Genomic DNA, 18,597 nt, shown 5'->3' with positions numbered 1-18,597 from the left:
AACTAAATTATATAGGATGGAGATTACAATGAAGAAAAAAGTATACTTCAATCATGATGGCGGCGTAGATGATTTAATTTCATTATTTTTATTACTTCAAATGGAAAACGTTGAACTTACCGGTGTATCTGTTATCCCAGCAGACTGCTATTTAGAACCTGCAATGTCTGCAAGTCGTAAAATTATTGATCGCTTCGGCGAAGGCAATATTGCAGTAGCCGCTTCAAACTCTCGTGGGCAAAATCCGTTTCCGAAAGACTGGCGGATGCATGCATTTTATGTAGATGCTTTACCAATTTTAAATGAGGCTGGAAAAGTTGTAACACCTGTAGCAGCAAAGCCTGCACATCACCATTTAATAGAAACGCTTCTACAAACGGAAGGAAAAACAACTTTATTATTTACCGGGCCCCTAACTGACCTTGCTCGTGCATTATATGAAGCTCCCATAATTGAAGATAAAATTGAACGTCTCGTTTGGATGGGTGGTACATTTCTTACAGCAGGCAATGTACATGAACCAGAGCACGATGGAACAGCTGAGTGGAATTCGTTTTGGGACCCTGAAGCAGTAGCTCGTGTATGGGATGCAAAAATTAAAATCGACTTAGTGACACTAGAAAGTACAAACCAAGTTCCGTTAACTATAGACATACGTGAACAGTGGGCAAAAGAGAGAAAGTATATTGGTGTTGATTTCCTTGGTCAATGCTATGCAATGGTCCCCCCTCTCGTTCACTTCTCAACGAACTCTACCTACTATTTATGGGATGTACTAACTACCGCGCTTGTTGGAAACACTAGCCTTGCAAAAACTCAAACAATTAATAGTATCGTTCATACATACGGACCTAGCCAGGGGCGTACAGAGGAAACTGCTGATGGACGACCTGTAAATGTCGTTTATGATGTAAAACGTGATGTATTCTTTGAATATATTACTGAATTAGCAAAGAAAGCTTCTACTTGAACCACTATCTATACGAAAAATAAATAGAATAAAATCACTTCAGACGATGAACCCCTATATTTAGAATTTGGTTGAAACTACATATTTAACTATTGAAAAGAGTATTGAATTAAATTTCAATACTCTTTTTGTGCAATTTAATTATATTGGATTAATGTAGTGTCTTATTGATTATTCATTTCATAACCATTGACAAAATAAGTTATTGTTTCTAACTCATCTTCATTTAATTCTCTATCTAGTTCTTGTTTATACGCTGCCTTTATCTTCTCTTCATCACCTTTATGAGCTTCTGTATAAGTTCCTACTGTTTTTAACATACGAATCTCTTGTAAAAACTCCTCTCGATTTATCGCTTCCCCATGAGAGAGAATATATGTCTCAGCATCAAATTTCTCTAATTCATCTATCAATTTAAACGTTCTTTTCGTCGTATAGTTCCACTTCGAAGAAAAAATATCTGCATATATACAGTCTCCTAAAAATAATATCTTTTCTTCTTTCACGTAAATAACAACTGAATCATGTGCATGATCTCCACCCACATGTTTTAACACGCATGTCACTTCACCAAGGTCTAATTCAATTTGATCCTGGAACGTTAAAGTTGGAGGAATGATTTTAATATTTCTCGCTTTTTCTTCAAACTCTTTTTTGATGCAATCCGCACAAAATGCAATTTCAGTACCCTCTTTTACGCGTGCGTCCAAAGCTTCATCTGTCCATTCATAAGAAACAAGTGTACTCATCTCTTTTTTCGTTTCAGAATGTGCCATAGACAATGCATCTTGTAGTACAGGCAATCCAAAAATATGATCCCAATGCCAATGGGTTAGTGCTACGAAATCTGGATTCGATACATTTTGTTCTTTTAACATTTCTAAAAATAATTGTGCATGTTCTTCTGAATTCCCTGCATCGATCATTAAAGTTTTTTCTTTTCCAACAACCATTCCTAAGATAGGTCTATCTGTTTCAGAAACAGGTGTCATATACCAAAATGAGTTTCCTATTTTTTTAATTTGTTGCATAACCAATTCCCCTTTTCATTTTCTCACTTAAATTTAATATATAAATTATAACGAATCACTACTTTTTTCTCTATAATCAAACACAATTACTTGGACTAATCTAACTTTCCTTTTCGTAAGCTAAAAATAAGGGAATAGAATCGGAGTGTGATACTATGGAACGTTTATGGATCCCAATGATTGTAACATTTTTTTCGTTCGGTGGATTACTATTAGGAGGTGCTGTTGGAGTAGCAACACGCCAACTCATTGAAGAAAAAATGCATCGTTTATATGCATTATGTGGCGGTATTTTGCTTGGGCTTTTATCCCTTGAAATTATTCCTGAAACATTTTCAAGCTACGAAATGATTGGGCCTATACTTGGTATAGCCATCGGTATTTTAGTTATGAGCTTATTAGATAACTATTGTCATCATCCAATGATACATAAAAAAGATCAACAAGCATGGCAAACTTTCCTTTTTCTCTCTTTCGCTATATTTATTCATAATTTGCCGAGTGGATTTGCATTAGGTACAGCTTTTATAAATCATAATGATTCTGCCATTCCTTTCTTACTTGCAATTGTAATTCACCATATTCCAGAAGGCTTAGCATTAATTATCCCCTTTCTCTTTACAAAGCATAAATATATTTCCTTTTTATTAACGACTTTATTACTTTCTCTTATTCTTGGTACTGGCACAGTTTTTGGCATTTTGATGGAAGGAAAAGCTCTTCACCTGCAAGGCCTCATTATGGGAAGTGCTATTGGTTCACTTGGATATGTCACAATTCATGAAATGCTTTGGAAAGCTAAGAAACAGCTCTCTTTCCTTACATTTCTAATGTGGGCAACTAGTGGTTTTTTACTAATAACATTGTTCACTTTATTCGCTGGTCATCATTAAAGTTGCTAAAGTGAAAATTTTGTGCCTCCCAAACTGATTCTTAGATCACAAATAACCAGATAATTTTTCTTATTTGTATATTTTTCCTTTTTATCCAAAACATAATGTTATCTACCTATTATAAGGAGGAACAATTATGTTTGGAAAAACAGCCGGTGAAGCATTAGTTGATTTATTAATTGACTGGGGAGTAGAACATATATACGGTATGCCTGGTGATTCCATCAATTCTATTATTGAAGCATTAAGAAAAAAACAAGATAAAATTAAATTCATTCAAGTTCGCCATGAAGAGGCTGGTGCATTAGCAGCAGCTGCCTATGCTAAGTTAACAGGAAAACTCGGCGTTTGCATGGCAATCGCAGGACCTGGAGCTATTCATTTATTAAACGGTTTATATGATGCGAAACTCGATAAAGCTCCTGTACTAGCAATTTCAGGTCAAGTAGAAACCGATTTACTCGGAACGGATTTTTTCCAAGAAGTAAACTTGGAAAGAATGTTCGATGATGTCGCGGTTTATAACCAGCGCATTATGTCAGCAGAACAACTACCTGCTGTCGTAAATCAAGCGATTCGAATGGCTTATACGAAAAAAGGTGTATCCGTTCTTACGATTCCTGATGATGTTCCAAAATTCGAAGTGAAAAGTGGTGCTCGTGTTACAAATACTTCCTTTACATTACCTGAGTTATTTCCGCAAGAAGAAGATTTAGATGCAGCGAAACTTGCAATAAATGAAGCGACAAAACCTGTTATTTTAGCTGGAAAAGGAGCAAAACATGCAAGAGAATCTTTACTTGCATTGGCAGAACATATTGGTGCTCCAATCGTACTTACATTACCAGCTAAAGGCGTTATTCCTGATGAACATCCTCTTTGTATTGGTGGATTAGGATTAATCGGAACGAAACCTTCTTATGAAGCAATGAAACATGCGGATACTTTAATTATGGTTGGTACTTCTTATCCGTTCACTGGTTTCTTACCTGAAAAAGCTAAAACAATCCATATCGATACAGATCCTGCCCAAATCGGGAAACGTTACGCGACAGATATTGGTTTAGCTGGTGATGCTGATAAAACATTGCGATGGTTAATTGAAAATGTTGAAAAACACACAGACCATTCCTTCTTAGAACATTATCAAGAAATGATGAAAAAGTGGGAAGAAAAATTACACGAGCAAGAAGAAGACTCTTCCATTCCAATTAAACCACAACGCGTTATGCATGCTCTGCAGCAAGTAGCACATGATGATGCAATTCTATCAGTCGATGTCGGAAATGTAACAGTATGGACCGCAAGGCACTTCCGTATGACAAACCAGCAATTTGTCATTTCTAGCTGGCTCGCAACACTTGGTTGCGGTTTACCTGGTGCTCTTGCTGGAAAAATTGTGTTCCCGGATAAACAAGTGTTTGCAGTTTGTGGTGATGGCGGATTTGGAATGACGATGAATGACTTCGTAACAGCTGTAAAATATAAATTACCAATCGTTGTCGTCGTATTAAACAATAATAAAATTGCGATGATTAAATTCGAGCAAGAAGTCATGGGTAACATCGAATTCGAAACAGATTTAACGAACCCTGATTTTGCAAAATATGCAGAGGCGTGTGGAGGTATTGGATACCGTGTTGAGAATTTAGATGAACTACTTCCCGCTTTCGAAAATGCAGTAAAACAAAATAAACCGTGTATTATTGATGTAGTTGTAGATGCTAACGAAGCACCAATGCCAGCAAAAATCACATTTGGTCAAGCCGCTGGTTATACGAAGCATATGATAAAAGAATTATTTGAAGAAGGTAAGATTGATTTACCTCCACTTTAAGCGAAAAAAGATAGCTGAAAATGATTTGTCTTCAGCTATCTTTCTTTACTTTTGTATCTCCCTATAAAAAGAAAAGTCATTCATAGTTGGTTGTACTTGTTTCTCTACTTGCACTTCTCTACCTTCCCGCTCTGGCCTTCTCACATTTCCTAGTTTAATCGCATCTTGCATGCTATTACTAATAAGGTTTCCAGCTAAAATTGTCATACTATAAAAAGCAATCGGTATAAGTACAATCCATGTATGAGTAGTTAAGTGGCGGAAGTTTTGACCAATTAGGCCGGTCCATTCTTTTGTTACACTATCTGGATCCATTCCACTGAAGGTTATTGTTCCACCAAAGAATAATTGCAACAAACCAAGGTGTAAAAGAAGTAATAAAGTACTCACAAATTGTTGTGCTACTAATAAAAGAAATGATGGCAACATATGAGGCCATATATGGCGCTTTAACCTCTGCCACTTACTCCCGCCAAGCACAGTGGCTGCCAACATAAATTCTTCTTTCTTAATACGTTTAACTTCTTGCGCTACATACAACATAACTGTTGGTACAGCAAGACATACAAGAACTATAATTTGAAATGCCACACGCAAATATAACGGCACAACTTCTGCTCCACTATCAAACGTTAAAACTTCATTTAACATAAAATAAGAAATCATAACCATCGGTACAATACTAAAAGGATCAAAAAAGGATGAAATAACTGGAAAAGAACGTTTACCATACATACCAAGAAGTAAACCAATTCCCCCTCCAACTATAACTCGTAAAATCGCTATAATTATACTCGCTCCAACTGTCCATTTTGCACCTTCTATTATTAATTGAACAAGGTCACGACCTTTCACATCACTTCCGAACCAAAATTTACTTGATGGCGAAAATGGGGCTGCCTCTAGTTCCCCTTTTTCGTTATACATCATCGTAAGTTCACGAATATTCCCATCAAAAAACACCGTATATCCAATACTAATAGTCATTAGTACACTCAAAAAAGTAATACCTATCCAAAATCTCACATCTCTTTTTACAACTTGCCACATGTTACACACGCTCCCTTATAACATTTTGTAAAAGCGTATGTAATATACGAAATAGTATAAAAAGTGGAACGTATAATATAACTAGACTCACTGTAAATATTTCTAATTTAGAATTTTCTTTTACAAAAACAAACATTCCATATGTATTGAAAATCCATTCGATAATATATAAATTGGATAGCATAAATAAAATGTTTGTTTTCGCATAGTAGATTGTTGTCAATAAAACATTCCTTGAAACGTGATGTGTTAAAATATGCTGCAAACTTAGTCCTTTACTCTTCGCAAATATACTATAATCTTTCTCCATTTCTTCTTTAAAACGTAATAACAATAGTTTAATAAATAATAACGTTGTTGGTATTGTAAGACATATAATCGGTAACAATCGTACTCTCTCTTCTCCTAATCCAGCAAGTTTTATTGGCATAAAACCTGTTTTTTGAAAAACAATTACGACAAGAAGTTGTGCTAATAAAATAAGTAATATATCCGGTATACTCTCTAGCGTAAGAAAAACTCCATTCCACATTTTTTGCTTCATATGAGAACGCTGCAATACCCAAACAACAAGTACATACGCTATAAGCAAAGATAGTAAAAAAGCTGATAGAAATACAAGCATAGTTTCACTATAATGAATCCATATTTGTGGAAATAATTTCCTCGAGTCTCGAAATCCAAATGTAATTTCCCATGGTCGGAGTAACTTTCCCCCAATAAACACAATCGTGTTCCAAAAACCGATTAAATCAATTTGCAATCCCTTAAATAATCGAGGGAGCGCACCTAAACAGATTATACATAGAATTGCAGCTAATAATTGTAAACAAGTAATCCAACACCACTTGGCAGTTCGCATGAACATAACTATTACCCCTTACCATTCGATAGAATATCTAGAAACAAAAAGAGCTAAATATGTCACATCTCTTTAGCTACAACATGTACTCGCTTTTGCCCACTAGGTAAAGTAGCTTGGTATAGACACGTAACAAAAAATAATAAACCAAATAAAATAATATACAAAGTATCCGCCTCAATCCATTTCGGGAATAACATAGCTATCGCTCCAAGAGATAACAATTGAAACCCTGTCGTTAATGGACTTAGCAAACTTTGAACACGCCCCATAAACGATTCTTCTACGATATCATACATCCAACCTGATATTGCAACATTAATAAACGGTAAAAAGAATGTCGCTAAAGCGATACATACATAAAAAGACCATACGTAATTTACAAAGTAACACATACCAAAGAAGACTCCTGAGCCTGCCATACCAAAAACTATAATAGATTTTGGCGCATATTTCTTACCTATACTCGTTGCTACTATGCTTCCAATTAGTAATGAAATCCCTCCAACTACACCGCCCACCATCGCTAAACTTTCATACGTTTCTGGAGCTAGTTTGTATTTTAATATGTAAGTAGTGGATACACTTAAAACACCATTTAATAATCCAAATACGATAAATCCTAAAAGTAATTTTTTTAAAGTTTCATTTTGGTATATATACCTAATCCCTTCTTTAAACTCTGTTATTAACATCTTCAAATTAACTTCTTTCCATTTTGTTCTACCATTTGGTAAACGAACTTTTTCTGGAATGGAGATCGTTTGAATCAAAATACCACTCATAATAAAAGTGAGCGTATTTACTAAAATGCTCCCGTAAATTCCAAAAGTCCAGTACACCATCGTTGCAATTCCTACACCAAACAAAGCATACAAACTATTTACCATTTGATTAATACCCGCTGCTGCACCGTATTGGTCTGATTCAACTACTCCCTGTATCATCGATTGTTCTGATGGAGAGAAAAATTGTATACATGCATTTTCCAAAAATAAAAATATAAAGACAAGTATAATCATCCCGTAATAAAGCGAAATTAGGATTCCAATATTACAGAGCGAACAACATATGTTACTTACCGTGCAAATACGTTGTCTATCAAAACGATCCACCACTGTCCCTACTAATAGAAAAAAGATTAATGCAGGTAATGCAATCATAATTTGTGTCATCGTTGCGTAAACTGGTTGTTTTCCGTATTGATCTAACAAATAAAACATTAAAGAAATTCCAGCAATCATAGAACCGAGTCGCTCTAAAATATTTGCTAGAAAAAAACGTGCATACACTTTGTTGCAAAATAACTGTAGCATTTCTTTCATACTTCGTATCCTTTCTCTCGACAAAATAGTATTATTTTAGTCATTTCTTGGAAGTTACATTATATTTTTCGACCATTATCCAATCTTTTCCTTCTTTATAAAAAACATAAAAAAAGAGCCCTTATTCTCAACACAAGGACTCTTTTCATAAACTATTTAGCTACCTCTTCTTTCGGCATTACCATACCTTTATAAAGTTGAACAGTTATCCAGTAATAAATGAAATAAATGACTAAGAAAATTCCTATTGGCACCCATACTTTTACAAACGGGTCAACTAATATAAAGCTGAATAAGTTAAGCCCAACTAAAACGTGGGAAATACCAATGATTGCTGGGAAGATAAATAAATATGAAATTTCTTTATATATACTTTTCGTTAACATACTACGTCTTACGCCGATTTTTCGTAACATTTCATAACGTCGTACGTCACGAGAAGCACCTGTTAATATTTTGAACATTAGTGAACTTGCCATCATTGCTAAAAAGGCAATTCCGAGGAAGAATCCCATAAACATTGTTCCGCTCATGAAGCTGTTCATAAACTGATAAATTGTCATTTTCGTAAATAAGTCTACCTTTTCACCTGTTGCTTTTTCAATTTGTTCTTTTTGTCTCTTGTCTATTTCGATCAATAACGGTTTATATTTTTTCATATCATCTACTTTTGCTAATGTTACAGTATGTTCAGTTCCTTGAATCCCTTTATAATGCTCTTCGTCTGCAATTCTTACTGGTTTTCCGCTAAATTGATTATGCGTAATTTGTATCTCTCTTACAACTGCGTCTTCCCAATCCTTTGGCATACGAGGGAATTTTGCTAATTCAGGAGCCTCTAAAGCTGAATATACAGGTTCAGTTAAAGGTTCAGTCACACGTTTACGAACAGGCTCTTTTAACGTTTTTGTATCAAAATGGTCTGAAACAAGTGGTGGTTTCGCAGTTAAGTCGTTACGTAAATAATAAACCGCTTCTCCATCTACTTTATATTTGTACTTGCTTTCTTCAACAATTTCCATTTCTTTTAAGGCAGCTTTGTCTTGATCATTCGGATCATGAATTACAACATCATATACACGAGAAAAGTCTGTCATAATACCTACATTTTTTTGGAAAGCCATACCTGCCGTCATCGCACCTGCGCCTAATGCAATTAACATCGCTACAGTACCTAATACTCTCGATAAACTATTTACTCGAAAGCGTAGCTGTGCATATGTAAAACTATTTAAGCCCGTTTCATTTCGTTTTTTATTCCCCTTAATTTTCATCACAAAAAATGGGAGTAATGAACTAAAGATAAAATATGTTCCAAGTGTTGTAACGATGGTTGCTATAATAAAACCTAATTCAGCATATATTTTTACATTGATCATAAAATAGTACCCTGTACTTACTAGTAATACACCAAGTACTGTCATTATAATAATGCGAGTTTTACTTTTCTTCACTTCATCTAGTGTTTCATCTTCACGAATTAACTCTAGTTCAGTTTTACGTAACAATCGGACACTGTTCATTAAGCCAGTAATGAAAAATAGTATTAAGAAGAAAATAGCTGTAACTAAAATTGCTGGTGTGTATACAGATGCATAACTACCTTTTGCTGAAATTTCCATTCCATTCATTAAAAAGTTTCCTGCTACACTTGCAAGTAACATCCCTACTAAAATACCGATAATAATACTAACAATACCCATACCGAATGTTTCAATAAATAATAACTGTGCTACTTTTTTCTTTTTCGCACCAAGCATCATGTACATACCGAGTTCTTTTCTTCTTAACGTGAGTAAGAAAGAGTTGGCATATATAATATAAAATACAGTAATGAAAGATAATAGTATTGCACCTACCCAAAAGACGAGTCTAATACTACTAATTAGGCTATTATCTTTCGTAAATTCACTATTCATCGCCATTGTTTGGAACATGTAGAAAATACTAATACTAATAACGAGGCCAATAAGTAAAACCATATAATCTTTTAACATCTTTTTCATACTATGACGTGATAATTTAAATAACATAGTTTCGCCCCCTACTTAGACTCAGCAGCTGAGCCCATATGAGCGAGCACACCTAAAATGTCTTGATAGAAATTCTCTCGAGTGCCTTGACGATTTAATTCTTTATAAAGAAGACCATCTTGAATAAATAAAATACGCTCACAATAACTTGCACTAAATGCATCGTGTGTAACCATTAAAATACTTACATTATGATTTTCATGTAAATCTTGCATCGCTTCTAATAAACTTTTTGCATTTTTACTATCAAGCGCTCCTGTCGGTTCATCTGCTAATACAATTGCTGGATTATGTACTAAAGCTCGAGCTGCCGCTGTTCTTTGCTTTTGTCCACCAGAAACAGCAGTTGGATATTTCGTTAAAATTTCAGTAATCCCTAATTTCTTCGCAACCTCATTTACCTTTCCAGTAATCTCACTTGAAGGTACGCCTTGCAAAGAAAGTGGCAAAGCGATATTTTCATAAATTGATAAGTTTTCTAGTAAGTTAAAATCTTGAAAAATGAAACCTAATTTTTGAGATCGAAAATCTGATAAAGCATTCCCCTTCATTGAAGTAATATTTGTGCCAGCTATTGTCACACTGCCACCTGTCGCTTGATCCAGTGTACTAATCACATTAAGTAGTGTCGTTTTCCCAGACCCAGAAGGACCCATAATCCCGACGAATTCCCCTTCCTTAATATTTAATGATACGCCCCTTAACGCTTTTGACTGATTCTCATTTCTTTTCCCATACGTTTTTTCTACACTTTCTACAGTAACTACATTCATTGACATCTCTTTCACTCCATCCCTTTTGTATAAATTTAATTTCTCACATATTTCTTATTATTTTGTCATGTAAATTCTTAAGAATTTTTTAATTATTCATTCAATAAGGTTTACACCCGTAACATGAACCTATTTCCTACTTCATATTCTCATTTTTCTACAACTCGTTCCCTCGATTTCGCTTACATTTACCTTACATTTTTGTAAGATAAAAATGAAAACACACTAATTTCTAATAGTGTGTTTTCTTTACAATCAATATTTTCTATTCTTTATTTCTTCTTCAATACTTGCCACAAATACATCTAGCACAACAACTTCTGACTTCTCTTCCCCATATTTACGTACATTTACAGCTCCATTTTCCATTTCCTTATCCCCAATAACAAGAACATACGGTACTTTTTGCATTTGTGCTTCTCTTATTTTATATCCTAATTTTTCATCTCGTGCATCCTGTTCAACACGAACTCCAACTTTTGCTAATTTATGTGCAATCTCATTGGCATATTGTTCATGTACTGCATTTGAAACTGGAATTACTTTCACTTGAACTGGTGCCACCCATGCCGGGAACGCACCTCCAAAGTGCTCAATTAATATTGCTAAGAAGCGATCTAATGACCCTAAAACTGCCCTGTGAATAACAACTGGTCTTTTCTTATCATTATTTTCATCTATATAATTTAAATCAAATTTCTCTGGCATTTGGAAATCAAGCTGGATTGTTCCGCACTGGTGACTTCTATTTAAAGCATCTTTAATATGAAAATCAATTTTCGGCCCGTAAAATGCACCGTCACCTTCATTTAGTCTATATTTATAATTTAGCGATTGTAATACATTTTCTAATGCTGCTTCTGCTTGCTCCCATAATTTATCGTCACCCATTGAATCTTCTGGACGAGTAGAAAGCTCTACTTCATATTCGAATCCAAAAGTTTTATATACGTAATCAATTTGCGCCATTACGGATTTGATTTCATCTTCAATTTGTTTTGGAGTTACAAATAAATGTGCATCATCTTGGCAGAAAGTACGTACTCTTAATAATCCGTTTAACGCACCACTAAATTCATGGCGATGTACTTGACCAAATTCACACATACGAATTGGTAATTCGCGATAAGAATGCAATTTATTTTTAAACATAAGCATGTGCCCTGGGCAGTTCATCGGTTTTAATGCAAAACTTTTATTATCCACTTCTGAGAAATACATATTATCTTTATAATGTCCCCAGTGCCCTGATCTCTCCCATACTTCTTGGTTCATCATGAACGGAGTGCGTACTTCTTGATAATTGTACTCTTTTTGAATTTCTCTTAAAAATGCTTCCAATTCGTTACGAATAATTTGTCCTTTCGGTAAATAAAACGGCATTCCCGGAGCCTCTTCAGAAAACATAAATAACTCAAGCTCATTGCCTAACTTACGATGATTTCTTTTTGCTGCTTCTTCAACGAAATGTAAATACTCTTCTAATTCTTTTTGGGAAGAGAATGCAACACCATATATACGCTGAAGCACTTGGTTATTACTATCACCTCGCCAATATGCCCCAGAAACTTGAGTTAATTGAAATGCTTTCAAATAACCTGTTGATGGTAAATGTGGTCCTCTACATAAATCTACAAATTCACCTTGTTTATATAGTGTTACACTTTCCCCACTAGGAATTGCTTCTAAAAGTTCTAATTTCAAGCGATCGTTCATTTCTTGAAACAGTTTTGCTGCTTCTTCTCGAGAAACCTCAACTCGTTCTATCTTTATATTTTCATTTATAATCTTTTTCATTTCTTTTTCGATTTTTCGTAAATCTTCTACGTTTACACTACTTGGAAGATCCATATCATAATAAAATCCATTTTCAATAACAGGCCCCACCCCAAGATTTATATCACCATACATTCTTTTTACAGCTTGCGCTAAAATATGTGCCGCGGAATGTCTTGCAATTTCTACACCTTCATTTGAATCTATAGTAACGATTTCTACTTCCGCATTTTCTTCAATATTTCGGCGTAAATCATATAACCCATCATTTACTTTCCCTGCGACTGCTTTCTTTTTCAAACTACTGCTAATGGATCCCGCAATTTCTTCTAAAGTAACTCCATTTACAAATTCTTTAACGCTACCATCTGGAAATTTAATTTCAATCATTTGCTCTTTCATTTTTCATCTCTCCATTTCATAATAAAAAGCACACTCATCCCTAACATAGGGACGAGTGTGCTTTTACCCGTGGTTCCACCCAGATTCCCATTGTAAACATACAATGGCTTCTTTTACGGTAACGTCGTTTACACGGCACTAGATACTTAATTTCCCCAGTGCAGCTCTAAGGTGGTAAGTTATTTTTCTGCGTTAGGAAGTTCTCAGCTTTCCTTCCCTCTCTGTATAACCGGGTAAAATAACTCGTGTCCTTTTCTTCGCTTATTATGAAATTGAATGCAAAAAAGCATATTCATCCCTAAATATAGGGACGAATATGCTTATATCCGTGGTTCCACCCAGATTCCCATCACAAAAAACATAATGGCTTCTTTTGCGATAACGTCGCTTACACGGCACTAGATACTTAATTTCCCTAGTGCAGCTCTAAGGTGGTAAGTTATTTTTCTGCGTTAGGAAGTTCTCAGCTTTCTTTCCTTCCTTCTCTGTATAACCGGGTAAAATAACTCGTGTCCTTTTCTTTGCTTTTAAAAGTACATCCATTAATTGTTATTTACTATATCTTATTCATTTTATTTTTGCAAGTGTTTAAAAATGATTTTTTTTTAATAAAAAAAGAAACCAAAAATAGATTTTTGGTTTCCCTTCGCAATTTTACCAATCTTGTGGTTCGTAATTTAAGTCTGCAAATAGACGTCTTTTCTCTTTCTTCGATAAATCTCTCCATTGTCCAACTGGTAAATTATTCAATTCGATATTCATAATTCTCGTACGTTTTAACGTGTATACTTGATAACCTAAAGCTTCACACATACGGCGAATTTGACGATTTAGCCCTTGCGTTAAAATAATGTTGAACTCATATTTTGATAACTGTGTGATCTCACAAGGAAGTGTTTTTGTACCTAGAATTTTAACACCCGCTGCCATTTTCTCTAAGAAATCAGGAGTAATTGGCTTATCTACTGAAACGATATATTCTTTCTCATGTTTGTTTTCAGCACGTAAAATTTCATTAACGATATCACCATCATTCGTTAACAAAATTAAACCGTCTGAGTCTTTATCAAGACGTCCAATGTGACTAATTCGTAAAGGATGATTCACTAAATCGATAATATTACCTTTTACTGCTTTTTCACTCGTACATGTAATACCTACTGGTTTATTTAAAGCGATATATACGTGATCTCGAGCAATTCGAAGCTGCTCTCCATTTACTCGTACATCATCACCTGGATTTACTTGGTCACCAATTTTTGCAACCTTACCGTTAATAATTACTCTTCTCTCATTAATTAGTTTATCCGCTCCACGTCGAGACGCTTTTCCAGCTTCACTAATAAATTTATTGATACGCAAATTAGGCACATCCTTTTCTAAAAAAAATTTCAAGCTCACACTGCTTCTACCGTACAATACAAAAGGGTAAGCCTCCTATTATAACTTAAATATATTAACATGAAAGGGTATATAACGTCTTCAATTAATTACTTGTTTATAAGAAAATATCGTTATTATACAATCATTTATGCACTTTTTCATCGTTTAATATACAAGCCATTCTTCCTTACATACAGCTTGTTTTCCTTTTATCTCTTCTATATCTTCATGAATATTAGCTAATTTATATAAATCTGGGAAAATCTCTTCCACATAATGTTGGTGCGCTATTTCATCTTTCCAATACGTTAATACTATGTAACGATTTTCATTTTTTAAAGACTTTCCAACTACTCCACCTAGCATTCCTTTTGCTTTTTCCATTCCTTTATTCCAAATTGTTTCTTGCTTATGTAAAAAATGCTTTTCCTTTTCCAACTTTACATCACATATAGCAACTCTTACGAATGCTCCCTCTACTACAACGTCTTTCAAATGCATATCAGTTATATCATACAACGTTTGAAATAATTCAATTTCACATGAAAGAAACGTATCCTCTTGATTACTATTTAAATAAATTGTATCGTGAGCACCATTCATAAATGATTGATATGCACTTCTATCTTCCCATAAAGTAAATACACATGCCTCATCTTCATTCCATCCACCAAATTGTCCATGAAAACCATCTAGGTGCTGTATATCACGCCATTTTTCTTGCGCACTGGAAAACAATTCTTTTTTCTCTTCTTCCACCTTACAGTAGATTGTTTTTAGTAACATTTTTAATTCCCCCTTATGATTCGATCCATTTCCCACTCGCCATACTTTCTATTTTTCCATATACACAAACGTTAATTTTTTTGTTATCAACTCCATTACTTACTCGAAATTTGATGACCTCCGTAAATGTTGCAAGTTGATTACCGGAATACTTACCGGGTAAAAATACATCTAAAATATAAAAATTAAAATCTCTTGCTTTCTTATCCTGCTTATAGTTTACATAATATAATTATGTATTACCGGTTATCTATATCATCAAAAAACATACTATTTTATTCTATACGCATAATAATTTTAATTCAAACAATTCAGAATTAAAAACTAAAAAAGATAGGAAGTAAACAATCCTACAATATCATCTACTCCCTATCTTTTTTATCATCAATTATTTTTCAAATATAGAATACGTAATTTCTCCTGGATAATGTAATACAGTTACCTTCCGCTCCCCTTTTTTAAAACTAACAGTATGCCCGTTTTCCCCTAAGTTCTCCCATCCATTTGCTTTTGTAATAGGTATTACACTTATATATTGATAGTCCTCTTCCTTATCATCGTTAATATGAATTGCTGACATTGGTACTGGAAAACCTTTAATTTTAGATTCTTTATTCATAAATATGAATGCAATTAAACCAACTAATAACATAGCCATTGAAATATTTGAAACTAGTTTTCTTCTATTCATTTTCACTAAAAACCCTCTTTTCTCACATATAACTTTCATCATTTTACTAACTTTAATTATTTATGTATAGAAAAGATATAATTTAAATCATTTCTAACCTATTTTCTCTACTTCAAACAACATTATTGTTATATATTATAATTATAAGTTTTTAAATTTTGGAGGCGTTACATATTGCAGAAATTATTTTTTACTAAATGGACAGTTATTATTTCTATTTTCATCATTTTCGGTACAATTTTCTACGTTACTAATGTTAAAAATAACAACGAAAAAGCACCTGTAGAAACAGCGGATACAAAAACTTTCAAAACGAAATTACAACCTAAAATTAATGAATTGACTACTACTTATAATAACATCATCGAAAAAGATTGGTTGCCTGCCTGGGAAGAGATTAACACGAATGGAGATTCAGTAGATCGAAATAAACTATTAATTACAATGAATGCTGTTTCCAAGCGGTATGAAACAATTATGAACGAAATAGACACGCTTAAAATTAAAGAAAACATAACAAATATAGATATACAAAAACAACTAATTCAATTCACAACCCAGTTTAAATCCGCATCAAACTTCATGAAAGATGCAGCAAATTTGATTATAGACGGAGCAAATAACTCTACTCCAACCAATGAAACTATTGAAAAAACAAAACAAGCTTTAGGACTTGCGGATCAACATATTGTCATCGCTTTATCTACTTTAAATGAAGTTGAAGATAAATTAGGACTTACAAAAAAATAAAACTATTTACTATTTTAAAATAAAAAATGATTGCAATTCACAATTTGTATGTCTATAATGTTTTTATTGATTTACAATCAATGTGTTTGTAAATTTTATAATTCGGATGAACCATTCAGGAGAAGGTCTATTGATCTACCGACGGGGCAAAAAGTTGTTATACCAACTTTGAAACTCTCAGGTCTTGGTTACAAGTAGAACTGCATGGGGACGAATCTCTGGAGAGACTCCCTCTCGCTTTTATATAGCGCGGAGGAAAACGAGCACCGAAGGAGCAAATCCGCTACTTTAGCGGATAATCTCTCAGGTAAAAGGACAGAGACAAGCGAAAGAAAAAGCCGATTGTATCGGTTTATTTTTCTATCCCTTGTTTCTCCAGAGACCATTTCATTTACTTGAAGTGGTTTTTATTTTTTCTAAAAAAGGAGAATAAAGATGGAGACAGTAAGTAAAGTATTAGAACAACTGAATCAATACGTGTGGGGATTACCAACTTTGTTGCTACTCGTTGGAACTGGTGTCATTCTCACAGTGCGTTTAAAAGGTTTACAGTTTAGTAAACTATTATACGCTCACAAACTAGCATTTAAAAAATCAGAAGATACCTCTTCTTCTGGAGATATTAGTCACTTCCAAGCACTTATGACAGCAATGGCCGCAACGATTGGTATGGGAAATATCGCTGGTGTTGCAACAGCTGTTACTATAGGTGGACCTGGTGCAATATTTTGGATGTGGATTACCGCATTGTTCGGTATGGCAACAAAGTATGCTGAAGCAATACTTGCAGTGAAATACCGTGTTAGTAATGAAAATGGTGAATATTCAGGTGGACCAATGTATTATTTAGAACGTGGTTTAGGTAAGAAATGGCTGGCAGTATTATTCGCTATATTCGGTACAACTGCTTCTTTCGGTATTGGTAATATGGTGCAATCTAATTCAGTTGCAGAGGCAATGCGAATTAATTTCTCTTTCCCTCCTGCTTTAACTGGTATACTAATGGCATTTTTAATCGCAATTGTTATTTTAGGCGGTGTAAAAAAAATCGGGAAAGTGACGGGATATGTCGTTCCTATTAAAGCTTTCTTTTATATAATTGCTGGTCTTATAATTATTTTCTATCACTACGACCAAATTCCAGAAGCATTTTCACTTATTTTTTCTGGTGCATTTAATGGTACAGCAGCTGCTGGTGGTTTTATTGGGGCAACAGTTGCATCAGCTATTCAAATCGGAATGGCGCGTGGTGTATTTGCGAACGAAGCTGGTTTAGGGAGTGCACCAATTGCTGCGGCGGCTGCAAAAACTGATTCACCTGCAAAGCAAGCTTTAGTTTCAATGACTGGTACTTTTCTAGATACGTTTATTGTATGTACAATTACAGGACTAGTATTAATTACTACAGGTGCTTGGAAATCTGGTAAAACAGGCGTTGAAGCTACAACACTTGCATTCCAATCTGTATTTGGTACTGCTGGTAGTATGATTCTCGGTATCGCAATTATTTTATTTGCCTACTCTACTATTTTAGGCTGGTCGTATTATGGAGAAAAATGTGTAGCTTATTTATTCGGAGAAAGTGCTGTTAAATATTATAAAGCAATCTTTATCGTCATGATTGCAATTGGTGCTAATTTAAAGCTAGGAATCGTATGGACATTTGCTGATATTGCAAATGGACTTATGGCCATTCCAAACTTAATTGGTCTAATTGGATTAAGTAGTATTGTTGTTGCTGAAACGAATCGCTTTTTACAAGCAGAGAAATTGAAAGAAAATAATAAAAAACAGGCAAGTTAATCTATGAAAAAAGGAATGACTCATACATGATGAGCATTCCTTTTTTCATCCCCTCTTTTACTTAATTACTATCATTAAAAATATATTTATATCAATGTTTACTCCTTTTTATTCCTCCAAAAGTTTTTCACATAAATGTCATAAATCGTATGGTCTAACTATATAGTTGAAAAGGAATGCGACATTAAAGTGTCGCTGAAAAACTCATCCAAGAAAAGGGAGGAAAAATCTT

The 18,597-nt window shown here is 34.2% G+C and carries 15 protein-coding genes, 1 riboswitch and 1 other annotated feature; of the genes, 5 read left to right on the top strand and 10 right to left on the bottom strand.

Annotation, left to right across the window (positions count from 1 at the left end):
* Positions 1–16: 16 nt before the first annotated feature.
* Positions 17–970: a nucleoside hydrolase gene (locus RT27_RS29590; protein ID WP_043938695.1), complete on the top strand. Its 954-nt coding sequence runs from the start codon at positions 17–19 to the stop codon at positions 968–970.
* 164 nt (positions 971–1,134) lie between these two features.
* Here RT27_RS29590 and RT27_RS29585 read toward each other — a convergent pair whose 3' ends face one another.
* Positions 1,135–2,001 (bottom strand): MBL fold metallo-hydrolase, encoded by an 867-nt coding sequence (locus RT27_RS29585; RefSeq protein ID WP_016081697.1) that lies wholly within the window; start codon positions 1,999–2,001, stop codon positions 1,135–1,137.
* A gap of 155 nt (positions 2,002–2,156) precedes the next feature.
* Between RT27_RS29585 and RT27_RS29580 the strand changes: the two genes are divergently transcribed.
* Both RT27_RS29580 and RT27_RS29575 read left to right on the top strand, forming a co-directional pair.
* Positions 2,157–2,894 (top strand): ZIP family metal transporter, encoded by a 738-nt coding sequence (locus RT27_RS29580; RefSeq protein WP_016081698.1) that lies wholly within the window; start codon positions 2,157–2,159, stop codon positions 2,892–2,894.
* Positions 2,895–3,030: 136 nt separating this feature from the next.
* Positions 3,031–4,731 carry a pyruvate oxidase gene (locus RT27_RS29575; protein ID WP_043938694.1) on the top strand — a complete coding sequence of 567 codons (1,701 nt, stop codon included), beginning with the start codon at positions 3,031–3,033 and terminating at the stop codon, positions 4,729–4,731.
* A gap of 45 nt (positions 4,732–4,776) precedes the next feature.
* Here RT27_RS29575 and RT27_RS29570 read toward each other — a convergent pair whose 3' ends face one another.
* The 9 genes from RT27_RS29570 to RT27_RS29530 all read right to left on the bottom strand — a co-directional run bounded on the left by RT27_RS29570 (position 4,777) and on the right by RT27_RS29530 (position 15,854).
* Positions 4,777–5,781, bottom strand: a complete 1,005-nt coding sequence (locus RT27_RS29570; RefSeq protein WP_043938692.1) for an ABC transporter permease subunit — start codon at positions 5,779–5,781, stop codon at positions 4,777–4,779.
* Position 5,782: 1 nt separating this feature from the next.
* Positions 5,783–6,649 carry an ABC transporter permease subunit gene (locus RT27_RS29565; protein WP_043938691.1) on the bottom strand — a complete coding sequence of 289 codons (867 nt, stop codon included), beginning with the start codon at positions 6,647–6,649 and terminating at the stop codon, positions 5,783–5,785.
* A 56-nt stretch (positions 6,650–6,705) separates the two neighbouring features.
* Positions 6,706–7,977, bottom strand: a complete 1,272-nt coding sequence (locus RT27_RS29560; RefSeq protein ID WP_269429672.1) for an MFS transporter — start codon at positions 7,975–7,977, stop codon at positions 6,706–6,708.
* 143 nt (positions 7,978–8,120) lie between these two features.
* Positions 8,121–10,001, bottom strand: coding sequence for an ABC transporter permease (locus RT27_RS29555; RefSeq protein ID WP_043938688.1), 1,881 nt, complete (start codon positions 9,999–10,001; stop codon positions 8,121–8,123).
* An 11-nt stretch (positions 10,002–10,012) separates the two neighbouring features.
* Entirely contained in the window at positions 10,013–10,780 is a 768-nt protein-coding gene (locus RT27_RS29550) for an ABC transporter ATP-binding protein (RefSeq protein ID WP_029442259.1), read from the bottom strand.
* Positions 10,781–11,029: 249 nt separating this feature from the next.
* Positions 11,030–12,952 carry a threonine--tRNA ligase gene (gene thrS, locus RT27_RS29545; RefSeq protein WP_043938687.1) on the bottom strand — a complete coding sequence of 641 codons (1,923 nt, stop codon included), beginning with the start codon at positions 12,950–12,952 and terminating at the stop codon, positions 11,030–11,032.
* 44 nt (positions 12,953–12,996) lie between these two features.
* Positions 12,997–13,219: a binding site (T-box leader), on the bottom strand.
* A 387-nt stretch (positions 13,220–13,606) separates the two neighbouring features.
* Positions 13,607–14,314, bottom strand: coding sequence for a pseudouridine synthase (locus tag RT27_RS29540; protein WP_029442257.1), 708 nt, complete (start codon positions 14,312–14,314; stop codon positions 13,607–13,609).
* Positions 14,315–14,500: 186 nt separating this feature from the next.
* Positions 14,501–15,121 (bottom strand): YdbC family protein, encoded by a 621-nt coding sequence (locus RT27_RS29535; RefSeq protein ID WP_016081706.1) that lies wholly within the window; start codon positions 15,119–15,121, stop codon positions 14,501–14,503.
* Between the two features lie 388 nt (positions 15,122–15,509).
* Positions 15,510–15,854 carry a hypothetical protein gene (locus RT27_RS29530; protein WP_043315206.1) on the bottom strand — a complete coding sequence of 115 codons (345 nt, stop codon included), beginning with the start codon at positions 15,852–15,854 and terminating at the stop codon, positions 15,510–15,512.
* A gap of 132 nt (positions 15,855–15,986) precedes the next feature.
* Here RT27_RS29530 and RT27_RS29525 point away from each other — a divergent pair, with 132 nt between their 5' ends.
* On the top strand, positions 15,987–16,562 hold the full coding sequence (locus RT27_RS29525) for a hypothetical protein (RefSeq protein WP_043938684.1): 576 nt from the start codon (positions 15,987–15,989) through the stop codon (positions 16,560–16,562).
* A gap of 208 nt (positions 16,563–16,770) precedes the next feature.
* Positions 16,771–16,891: riboswitch (glycine riboswitch) on the top strand.
* 106 nt (positions 16,892–16,997) lie between these two features.
* Entirely contained in the window at positions 16,998–18,365 is a 1,368-nt protein-coding gene (locus RT27_RS29520; RefSeq protein ID WP_043938682.1) for a sodium:alanine symporter family protein, read from the top strand.
* Positions 18,366–18,597: the final 232 nt, after the last annotated feature.

This window comes from Bacillus sp. L_1B0_5 (assembly GCF_000836715.1).
Classification (GTDB): Bacteria; Bacillota; Bacilli; order Bacillales; family Bacillaceae_G; genus Bacillus_A; species Bacillus_A thuringiensis_S.
The sequence above is the reverse complement of the archived record's forward strand: the minus strand, read 5'-3'. Positions and strand labels throughout refer to the sequence as shown.